The organism is Streptomyces sp. BF23-19 (genome assembly GCF_041106355.1).
Taxonomy (GTDB): domain Bacteria; phylum Actinomycetota; class Actinomycetes; order Streptomycetales; family Streptomycetaceae; genus Streptomyces; species Streptomyces virginiae_A.
Window position 1 is genome coordinate 19,743 of sequence record NZ_JBGBPT010000106.1, and the last position, 8,256, is coordinate 27,998.

The window sequence follows — 8,256 nt, forward strand, 5'->3', positions numbered from 1 at the left end:
GGATCACCGGCGCAGCCAGACACCCACCGGGTGGCCGTCCAGCAGGGCCGCCACCTCGGCCGAACCGCTGTGCGACACGGCGTGGTCCCCGGACGGGGAGAGCGGGGTGGAGGGGGCGAGGCGGGTCCAGGTGCCGGGAGGCAGGTGCAGGTGGGTGTCCCGCCAGCCGCCCGACGCGGCCAGCCGGTGGGACAGCCGGGTGGCCGCCACCAGCAGCCCGGGGGCCCGGGTGAAGGCCAGCAGATGATCGGCGGCCGGGCCTTTGGCCGGTACCGGCGCGTAGCCCCGGAACAGCTCCGGCCGGTCCCGGCGCAGCCGCAGCAGGGTGGCCGTGAGCCCGAGCTTCTCCTCGGCCGCGTCCTCGGGGGCGGACCCGCCGTCCAGCCGGGCCAGGGCGCGGCGGGGGAAGTGGGCCGGACGCCGATTGTCGGGGTCCACCAGCGCCCGGTACTCCGTCTCCGCGCCCTGGTAGACCTCCGGGACCCCCGGCATCGCCAGGTGCAGCAGGGTCATGCCGAGGAGGTTCGCCCGGGCCGCCCCGGCCAGCTCCGCCGGGAGGTCGAGCGGGTCCCGGACGTACCCGGCCACACCCGCCTCGTACGCCTCGTCCGGCTCGGTCCAGCTGGTGTGCAGGGCCGCCTCGCGGACCGCCTTCAGCAGGGCGTCGGCCAGCCGGGGGCCGGCCTCGGGTACCCGGCCGAGCCCCAGCGCGGTCTGCCGGGCCACCCAGGCCAGCTGGGGGTCGGGCCCTTCGGGGCGGCCCATCAGCTCCGGCGCCTGGGACAGCGCCGCGATCCGGGCCCGGACGTCCGCACTGCGTTTGGTGTCGTGCGTGGACAGGACGGTCCCGGCCGCGGGCCACTCCTCGGCGAGGGCGGCGCAGTACGCGTGGAACTCCGCGGCCGACACCGCCGGCCGCCCCGGCTCCCCGCCGACCTCGGTGGCCGACAGCAGCGGTGCGTACCGGTAGAAGGCCCGGTCCTCGAGGGACTTGGCGCGCAGGGCCGCCGAGGTCTGGGCGAAGCGGGCGGCGAAGGCCGGATCCCGCAGCAGCAGCTCGCGTACGGCGGCCACCGCGCCGGGACCGGCCGCAGCGGCCGCCTGTTCCAGGGCCCGCGGCGGCAGTTCCGGCTCGCCGGGGTACGGCCGGTAGACCGGAAACGCGATCAACAACTCCCGCACGGCCGCGGCCAGTTCCGGTCCGGCCTGCCGTTCCAGCGCGCCCAGCTCGGCGGCCAGGTCGCCGGTCAGCACCTCCCGCGCGGACGCCCGGGCCGCCTCCGGCCAGTGCGGCAGCCCGGTGGTCTCCCCGTACCGGGCCGCCAGTTCCGCGGCTCCCTCGGGGTCGGTGAACACCCCGTCCACCCGGTGCAGGGCGTCGTAGCCGGTGGTTCCCGCCACCGGCCAGGCGGACGGCAGCCGCTCCTCACGGGCCAGGATCTTCTCGACCACCACCCAGCAGCCGTCGCCGGCCGCCGCCCGCAGCCGTCGCAGGTACTCCTCCGGGTCCGCCAGACCGTCCACGTGGTCGATCCGCAAGCCCTCCGCGACCCCGTCCCGGACCAGCTCCAGCACCTTCGCATGGGTGGCGGTGAACACCTCCGGGTCCTCCACGCGGACCCCGATCAGCTCCGAAATGGTGAAGAAGCGGCGGTAGTTGAGGGCGGTGCGGGCCTCGCGCCACCAGGCCGGCCGGTACCACTGCGCGGCGAGCAGCTCGGGCAGCGCCAGCCCCGAGGTCCCCTCCCGCAGCGGGAACCGCTGCTCCCCGTACCGCAGCACCTCGCCGTCGACCTCCAGCTCGCAGGACTCCACCGGCCCGGCCAGCACCGGCAGCAGCACCTGCCCGCCGCCCGCCTCCCAATCGATGTCGAACCAGCGGGCGTACGGCGAGGCGGGGCCGTCCCGCAGCACCTCCCACAGCGGCCGGTTCAGCCGCAGCGGGGTCGGTACCGCCATGTGGTTGGGCACGATGTCGAGGACCAGGCCGAGTCCGTGCGCCCGGGCGGTCCCGGCCAGGGCCCGCAGGCCCACCTCGCCGCCGAGCTCGGCCCGCACGCGGGAGTGGTCGGTGACGTCGTAGCCGTGGGTGGAACCGGGCGCCGCCTCCAGGACCGGGGAGAGGTGCAGGTGCGACACGCCGAGCGAGGCGATGTACGGTACGGCCGCCTCGGCCGCCGCGAAGGGGAACTCGGGGCGCAGCTGGAGGCGGTAGGTCGACGTCGGAGTGACTGGTGTCGGAACGTCAGATTCCGATTCGGGGGTCGCGTGCGGCTGGCTCATGAGAACGTACGTACCCAACCTGCCGGATTCCGTGCCATTACCCAATGCATCCGAGTGACTGCGCCGGGTTAATGTCGATCAAGTGGTTGGAACCGTCAGCACGTATCGAAAAGTCATCGCCCTGACCGGGCCCCTACTTCCGCTCGTCTCTTTCCTCGCCCGACTGCCCGTCGCGATGTCCCAGTTCGGCAGCTTCCTGCTGGTCGCCCAGACCAGCGGATCCCTCGCCACCGCGGGCACGGTCGGCGGCACCCTCTCCATCGGGCAGGTCCTCTTCGGACCCGTACTCGGCCGGCTCGCCGACCGCCACGGGCAGCGCCCCGTCGTCCTGGCCGCCGCCGCCGTCAACGCCGTGGCCACCGCCGCCCTCGTCGCCGGGGCGCTCACCCACCTGGCCACCGTCCCGCTCGCCGCGATCGGCGCCCTCACCGGCGCCTCCGTACCGCTCATCGGACCGCTCGCCCGCACCCGCTCGGTGGCCCTGGCCCACCGGGCCGAGTCCGACGAGAGCGTCGTCGGCGCCGTCCACGCGCTCGAAGGCACCCTGGACGAGGTCTCCTTCGTCTTCGGACCCGCCCTCGTCGGACTCGCCGCGCTCCTCGCGCACCCGGCCGTCGCCCTCGCCGGCGCGGCCGGCCTCGTCGCCGTCTTCGGCACCATCTACGCGCTGCACCCGACCGCCGCCGTCACGGCCGGGTCGCCGGCCCCGGACCGGGTCCCGGGCAGTCGGGTCCGGTCGCCCGGAGTGGTCCACGCCGTACGCGGCTCCCTCGCCCTCCAGGGCGCGATGTTCGGCGCCTGCCAGGCGGGCATCACCGCGCTCACCATCCGGCTCGGCGTCCCGGACCAGGCCGCCGTCGTCTACTCCGCCATGGGCGTCGTCAGCGCGGTCGTCGGCATCTCGCTCGGCGGGTTGCCCGCTCGCTTCGGGCTGCGGCTGCGCTGGCGGGTGGCCACGGGAGCGGCCCTGGTGCTCTCGACGCCGCTGCTGTTCACCGACAGCCTGTGGCCGCTGTACGCCGTCGTCACCGTGCTGGGCGCGGCCTACGCACCCCACCTGATCACCGCGTTCGCGCTCACCGAGCGGGCCGTGGAACCGGCCCGGCTCTCCACCGCGATGGCCTTCGCCGCCAGCTGCCTGGTGGCCGGGCAGGCCACGGCACTCGTCGCCTGCGGGCGCCTCGCCGAGGCGTACGGGCCCGCCGGGGCCTTCGCCGTGGCCGTCGGGGCCGCCGCGCTCTGCCTGCTCCTCGCCCTCGTCACCACGGTGCCCGCCGCCCGGACGCACACCACCGAGGCGCGCGTCCCGGGCCCGCGGACCGGCTCCTCCCCGGCGACGGACGGGAGCGGCGTCGCCTACGCCGGGCGCTGAAGCACCACCAGGCACCGCCCCGTCAGCGCCACCCGGTCACCTGCCGCGTACTGCGGCCCGGTGCCGGGTGGCAGTACGTCCGCCCGCGCCGTGTCCACCACCAGCCGCCACTGCGCGCCGTGCCCCGCCGGAACGGTGAAGTCCTGTGACTCCGCGCCCGCGTTGAACATCAGCAGGAACGAGTCGTCGGTGATCCGCTCCCCACGGGTGCCCGGCTCGGAGATCGCCTCCCCGTTGAGGAAGACGGTCAGCGCCTTCGCGTGCTGGGCCTGCCAGTCCCGCGCCCGCATCTCCTCCCCGTGCGGGGTGAACCAGGCGATGTCGGACAGCTCGTCGTGCGTGCCCTCCACCGGCCGCCCGTGGAAGAACCGGCGCCGCCGGAAGACCGGATGGTCGCGCCGCAGCCACACCATCCGCCGGGTGAACTCCAGCAGCGACGGCGCCGGTTTGCCGGGCTCCGGCCAGCGCACCCACGACAGCTCGTTGTCCTGGCAGTAGGCGTTGTTGTTGCCCTGCTGGGTCCGCCCGAACTCGTCGCCGTGGCTGAGCATCGGCACCCCCTGCGACAGCATCAGGGTGGCCGTGAAGTTGCGCATCTGACGTTCGCGCAACTCCAGGATCTCCGGATCCTCGGTCGGCCCCTCCACCCCGCAGTTCCAGGAGCGGTTGTGGGTCTCGCCGTCCCGATTGCCCTCCCGGTTGGCCTCGTTGTGCTTCTCGTCGTACGAGACCAGGTCGTTCAGGGTGAAACCGTCGTGGCAGGTGGTGAAGTTGATCGACGCCAGCGGCCGCCGCCCGTCGTCCTGGTACAGGTCCGAGGATCCCGTCAGCCGCCCCGCGAACTCCGCGAGCGTGCGCGGCTGCCCGCGCCACAGGTCCCGTACGGTGTCCCGGTACTTGCCGTTCCACTCGGTCCACAGCGGCGGGAAGTTGCCCACCTGGTAGCCGCCCTCGCCCAGGTCCCAGGGCTCCGCGATCAGCTTCACCTGGCTGACCACCGGATCCTGCTGGACCAGGTCGAAGAACGACGACAGCCGGTCCACCTCGTGGAACTGGCGGGCTAGCGTCGCCGCCAGGTCGAAGCGGAAGCCGTCCACGTGCATCTCGGTGACCCAGTACCGCAGCGAGTCCATGATCAGCTGGAGCACGTGCGGGGAGCGCATCAGCAGCGAGTTCCCGGTGCCGGTGGTGTCCATGTAGTGCCGCGGATCGTCCGCCAGCCGGTAGTACGAGGCGTTGTCGAGCCCCCGGAAGGACAGCGTCGGGCCCAGGTGGTTCCCCTCCGCGGTGTGGTTGTAGACCACGTCGAGGATCACCTCGATGCCGGCCTCGTGCAGGGCCCGGACCGCCGACTTGAACTCCAGCACCTGCTGGCCGCGGTCGCCCGACGCGTAGCCGTTGTGCGGGGCGAAGAAGCCGATGGTGTTGTAGCCCCAGTAATTGCTCAGCCCGTCGTTGACCAACCGGTGGTCGTTGACGAACTGGTGGACCGGCATCAGCTCCAGCGCCGTCACCCCGAGCTTGGTGAGGTGGCCGATGACCGCCGGGTGCGCCAGCGCCCCGTAGGTGCCGCGCAGCTCCTCGGGAAGGTCCGGATGGTGCATGGTCAGACCCTTGACGTGGGCCTCGTACAGCACGGTGTGGTGGTACTCGTGACGCGGCGGCCGGTCGTTGGCCCAGTCGAAGTACGGATTCACCACCACCGAGCTCATCGTGTGCGGGGCGGAGTCCAGGTCGTTGCGCGAGTCCGGCCGGCCGAAGTGGTAGCCGTACACCGCCTCGTTCCAGCTGACCCGGCCGCTGATGGCCCGGGCGTACGGGTCCAGCAGCAGCTTCGCCGCGTTGCAGCGCCGCCCGCGCTCGGGCTCGTACGGTCCGTGCACGCGGAATCCGTAGCGCTGGCCCGGCATCACGCCGGGCAGGTACGCGTGACGGACGAAGGCGTCCGTCTCGCGCAGCTCCACGGCGGATTCCGACCCGTCGTCGTGCAGGAGGCACAGCTCGATGCGTCGGGCTGCCTCCGAGTAGACCGCGAAGTTGGTGCCGGCGCCGTCGTACGTGGCACCCAGCGGATACGCCTGTCCCGGCCAGACCTGCATAGATAACGACTCTTCCCTCGTTGCCCGAAGATGTCCCGGCCGACCCGGCATGGACCACGTCCCTGCCAGATCTTCCCCGAAAGAGGGGCCGCAAGCGCGGACTTGGCAGGGGTCCTATTGGGTGACCCGCAGACCTGATATGCGGGTCAGCGGACTGTGTGGGCATCGGATAATGGGTCAACGGACGGCCGCGGTAAGGGCCGTCGGGCTGCACCGGGCCGCGCGCGCGGAGTACCCTTCCGTGATCACTGGAGACGGGCGTCCAGACGCAGAAGGCGGTGCACGGGTGAGCTCGGGAGGTCTGGAGCTGCCCCCTGGTGACAGCAGTCACGAGGGTGGCCCGGCGGACGCCCCAGGGGGTGTCCCCGGCGGGACACCCGCGGGGATCCCGGCCGGGGCGGTCTCCCTGGCGGGCGGACCGGCCGAGGCCGGGAACGCGGGGACCGGCGTGGAGCTGGACTGGGGCGCGGAGGCCTGGAGCGAGGTCCGGACCCGGGCACAGCGGGCCGGCCGTGCGTACATCTGGCTGAATCTCATCGAACAGCGCTTGCGCGCGGTGGTCGGGGCGGTGCTCCGGCCGATCTACGAACCGGTGCACGGCACCGACGACTGGGTCGTGGCGGCGGCCGGGCCCGCCGGGCAGGAATGGGTGCAGCGGGCCGTCGCCGTGCGCGAGGTCAGCCGGCGCAAGGGCTACCTGCTCGACTCGGCCGACGACAACGTGCTGAGCTTCCTGACCCTGCCCCAGCTGCGCGAGCTGATGGTCCAGCACTGGCCGTGCTTCGAGCCGTACTTCGACGACCGGCGCGAGATCGAGCTGGCCCTGGACGAGCTGGAGGTCACCCGCAACGTCGTCTCCCGCAACCGGGCCCTGTCCCGGCCCGTGCTGGAACAGGCGGAGCGGGCCTCGGCGCGCCTCCTGGAGGTCCTGGGCGGGGTCTCCGGCAGCCCGTCGGCGGAGCGGCTGCCGATCGACGCCGTCGAGGACCTGGTGGGCGACCGGTACGCGGACGTCATCTCGGTCCACCCCGACCGGGTACGGCTGCAGCGCCAGCTCCCGGCCGAGGACCTCTTCGGCGGCGCGCGACGGCTCGACGCCATCGGCATAGGGCTCAACCTGCTGGTCCAGAACTTCTCGGGCCGAAGACTCGTCCGGCTCACGGAGGCCGGCTGCCGGGTGCGGCTGCTGTTCCTGAACCCGGCGAGCAGCGCCGTGAAGCGGCGCGAGCGGGAACTGGGACTGCGCAAGGGCGAGCTGAGCCGCTCGGTCGAGATGAACATCCTGCACGTCCGCCGGGTCCGGGCGGGACTGCGGGACCCCTCCCGCTTCGAGATCCACGTCTTCGACGAGACCCCGCGGTTCACCGCCTACCTGGTGGAGGGGCAGTCCTCGGGCATCGCGGTGGTCCAGTCCTACCTACGACGGGCACGCGGCATGGAGTCCCCGGTCCTGGTGCTGCGCGGCGGCGGGCGCGGGGTGCCGAAGGACGCCGAGCACGGGCTGTTCACGACGTACCGGGAAGAGTTCGAGTCGATGTGGGAGGACTCCCGGCCGGTGTCCTGACACAAGGCCCGGCGGCCCCGGCGGCCCCGGCGCGCCCCCGGCGGCCTGGCTGTCAGTGCCCCGTGGCAGGCTGAAACCCGTTGACCGAAGGTGTACGGGGGAGGGGCACGGGGTGGAGGACTGGCACGGCATGGGGGACTGGCACGGCGGTGTGCTGATCGGATTCGACCTGGAGACGACCGGCACGGAGCCGGGGGAGTCGCGGATCGTGACGGCGGCCCTGGTCGAGGTGCGGGGCGGAGCGGTGCGCGAGCGGCGCGGCTGGCTCGCGGACCCGGGGATACCGATCCCGGAAGGGGCGTCGGCGATCCACGGGATCAGCACGGAGCGCGCGGTCGCCGAGGGACGCCCGGTGCGGGAGGTCGCGGACGAGGTCGCCGAGGCCCTGGTCGGGCACTGGCGCACGGGCGCGGTGGTGGTCGCGTACAACGCGGCCTTCGACCTGACCCTGCTGAGCGCCGAACTGGCCCGGCACGGGCTGCCGTCGCTGGCCGACCGGCTGGGCGGGGCACAGACCGGACCGGTGGTGGACCCGCTGACCATCGACCGGGCCGTGGACCGCTACCGGCGGGGCAAGCGGACCCTGGAGGCGGTCTGCGGGGTGTACGGGGTCACCCTCGACGACGCGCACGACGCCGGGGCCGACGCGCTGGCCGCGGTCCAGGTGGCCCGCGCGATAGCCGAGCGGCATCCGGAGGTGGCGGGGCTCAGCCCGGCCGACCTGCACGCGCGGCAGAGCACCTGGCACGCCCGCTGGGCCCGCGACTTCCAGTCGTACCTGCGCCGCCAGGGCACCCCGGACGCGGTGATCGACGAGGCCTGGCCGCTGCGCGGCCTGATCCCGGCGCAGGCCGGACCCGCCTAGGCCGTCTCTTTCGGATCTTGTCGGGTCCGCGCCGCCCGGCACCGCGCCTCGCCGCACTGCCGGGGCAACCGAG

General features: G+C 73.4%; 5 protein-coding genes. 3 read left to right on the forward strand and 2 right to left on the reverse strand.

The features are described 5' to 3' along the window. Positions 1-3: 3 nt before the first annotated feature. Positions 4-2,283, reverse strand: a complete 2,280-nt coding sequence (treY, locus tag AB8A24_RS38205) for a malto-oligosyltrehalose synthase (RefSeq protein WP_328961112.1) — start codon at positions 2,281-2,283, stop codon at positions 4-6. A gap of 82 nt (positions 2,284-2,365) precedes the next feature. On the opposite strand from treY, the gene AB8A24_RS38210 reads away from it, so the two are divergent. Next, positions 2,366-3,655, forward strand: a complete 1,290-nt coding sequence (locus AB8A24_RS38210; RefSeq protein ID WP_328961111.1) for an MFS transporter — start codon at positions 2,366-2,368, stop codon at positions 3,653-3,655. On the opposite strand, the gene glgX is transcribed toward AB8A24_RS38210, so the two are convergent. Then, a complete protein-coding gene (gene glgX / locus AB8A24_RS38215; RefSeq protein ID WP_030719969.1) occupies positions 3,640-5,754 on the reverse strand; it encodes a glycogen debranching protein GlgX in 2,115 nt (704 codons plus the stop codon). The two genes, AB8A24_RS38210 and glgX, sit on opposite strands and share 16 nt — an antisense overlap. Positions 5,755-6,040: 286 nt before the next feature. Here glgX and AB8A24_RS38220 point away from each other — a divergent pair, with 286 nt between their 5' ends. Together AB8A24_RS38220 and AB8A24_RS38225 are read left to right on the forward strand one after the other, a co-directional pair. Further along, positions 6,041-7,318 carry an SAV2148 family HEPN domain-containing protein gene (locus AB8A24_RS38220; RefSeq protein ID WP_328961110.1) on the forward strand — a complete coding sequence of 426 codons (1,278 nt, stop codon included), beginning with the start codon at positions 6,041-6,043 and terminating at the stop codon, positions 7,316-7,318. A 130-nt stretch (positions 7,319-7,448) separates the two neighbouring features. Continuing rightward, positions 7,449-8,183 (forward strand): 3'-5' exonuclease, encoded by a 735-nt coding sequence (locus AB8A24_RS38225; protein WP_266384586.1) that lies wholly within the window; start codon positions 7,449-7,451, stop codon positions 8,181-8,183. Positions 8,184-8,256 lie beyond the last annotated feature (73 nt).